At 76.2% G+C, this 2241-nt stretch carries 2 protein-coding genes; both read left to right on the plus strand.

The features are described 5' to 3' along the window. Positions 1-1129 (plus strand): PLP-dependent aminotransferase family protein (locus ACFXGA_RS40040; RefSeq protein WP_378098399.1); only part of this gene is annotated, 1129 nt, incomplete at its 5' end. 226 nt (positions 1130-1355) lie between these two features. Then, positions 1356-2241, plus strand: an 886-nt coding sequence (locus ACFXGA_RS40045) for a hypothetical protein (protein ID WP_378098401.1), incomplete at its 3' end; no start/stop codon positions are given.

Consider the following 2241-nt stretch of genomic DNA (forward strand, 5'->3'; position numbering starts at 1 on the left):
GTTCGGGCGCCCGCCCCGCGCGGACGTGTTCGACGCGCTGCGGGCCGTGCCCGCGCGGATCGACCTGTCGCCCGGCGTGCCGGACCTGACCGCGTTCCCCCGCGCCGCCTGGCTGCGCGCCGAACGCGCCGTCCTCGCCACCCTCTCGGCCGCGGACCTCGGGTACGGCGACCCCCGCGGCGCGCCGGCGCTGCGCCACGCCGTCGCCCGCTGGTTGGCCCGTTACCGGGGCATCCGGGTGGGCCCGGAGGAGGTCGTGGTGGTCGCCGGCGTGGCGCAGGCCCTCGGGCTGCTCGCGCGGGTGCTCCGCCGCGACGGCGTCGACCGGGTCGCCGTGGAGGACCCCGGCTCGCTCGGCGCGCGGCAGCACCTGGGCGACCAGGGGCTCGCCACCCCGCCCGTCCCGGTGGACGGCGACGGCGTCCGGGTGGACGAGCTGGTCGCCGGCGGCGCGCCCGCGGTCCTGCTGACACCCGCCCACCAGTTCCCGACGGGCGTCGTCCTCGGCGGCGCGCGGCGGCGGGAGCTGATGCGGTGGGCCGACGCCGGCGGGCTCGTCGTCGAGGACGACTACGACGCGGAGCACCGCTACGACCGGCCGCCGGTGGCGGCGTTGCGCGCGGTGCTGCCCGACCGGGTCTGCTACGCGGGCAGCGTGTCGAAGGTCCTCGCGCCCGCCCTGCGCGTGGGGTGGCTGCTCGTGCCGGGCGCGTACCACGGGGCCGTGGTGGAGGCCAAGCGGTACGCCGACCTCGGCAACGCCGTGCTGCCGCAACTGGTGCTGGCCGCGCTGATGGAGTCCGGCGAGCTGGAACGGCACCTGCGGTTCGTCCGCCGCCGCCACCGCCGCAGGCGGGACGCCATGATCGCGGCCATCGCGCGGCACCTGCCGGGCGCGGTCGTGCACGGCGCGGCCGCCGGGCTGCACCTGCTGCTCACGTTCGACGCGCGGGTGTCGGACGTCGAGGTGGCCGCCGCGGCGCTCGCCCGCGGGGTGAAGGCGCAGCCGCTGTCGTGGCACGCCCAGCGGCCCGGCCCGCCCGGCCTGGTGCTCGGGTACGGCGCGAGCGCGCCGGGCGACGTCGAGGAGGGCGTCGCGGTCATCGCGGACGTGCTGCGGCAGTGGTAACAACGTTGTGATTCCTCTTGCCGGACACGGAGAATCGCGTTGCGCGGGCGGGGGTCACACGATCGCGTGGATCATCTGCACCGTGGGCTCGTGTTGATCGTCCTAAGTGGACGTGGTCGGGGCGGTCCGGCCAGGATCCCCGGTGACACCGGGTAGCGACGCGGAGACCCTGCGGTCCTCCCGGCCTGTCACGGCTTGTTTTCCAGTTGAAAGCGAACGAACTCTCATGTCCCGCACGACCACTGACGCGCCCACGCGCGCACACGGCCAGGACCAGGACCGCCGGGCGCTGCCCGTCCACCTCGTGGGATCGCTGCCGCGCCCGCTGTGCGACGACCCCGTCACCGCCATGGGCTGGTTCCTCCGGCACCGGTGCGAGGCGCCGTTGACCGCCCTCCCGTCCGACCGCGACCCGCGGTGGATCATCGACTGGCTCACGCACCACATGTCGTCCGTGCCCTCGCTCGAACTGGTGCGCGCCGGCGAGAGCCGGGGTTACGACGACATGCCCTACTACCGCGTCCGTCCGGGCGACGAGCTGTGCCCGGAGGACGTCCGCCTCGCCCGCGTCGAGCAGGCCGAGGCGGCGTTCGCCGCGCTGGAGCGGGTGTGCCCCTCCGGGTCCGGCGACCGGCCGCCCGTCCAGGTCGGCATCCCCAACGCGCTCGACCTCGCCCTGTTCACGTTCGGCTCGATGGAGGCGGCCCGCGAGTGGGTGCCCACCATGCAGACGGCGGTCGTGCGGGAGGTGACGGAGTTGGTCGCCCGGTGGGGCGACCGGGTGCAGCTCCAGCTGGAGACGCCGGCCGTGCTGGTGGCCTACCACCTCACCCCGCCCGAGGCGTGGGCCGGGCTGACCGAACACCTCACCCGGCAGGTGGCCGGCGTCCTGACCGCCGCGCCGGACGCCCGGTGGGTGCTGCACCTGTGCTACGGCGACCTGGCGCACGTGCCGGTGTTCACCCCGACCGACCTGAAGGCGGCGGTGCGGTTCCTCAACGCGCTGGCCGACGAGCTGGCCGGCCTGGGCACGCCGATGCCGACCGTGCACCTGCCCGTGGGGGGGGGGGCCCCCCCGCCCCCCCCCCACCCGGCGGTGTGCGCCCGCCGGC

The sequence above is a fragment of the Actinosynnema sp. NPDC059335 genome, assembly GCF_042752395.1.
Lineage (GTDB): Bacteria > Actinomycetota > Actinomycetes > Mycobacteriales > Pseudonocardiaceae > Actinosynnema.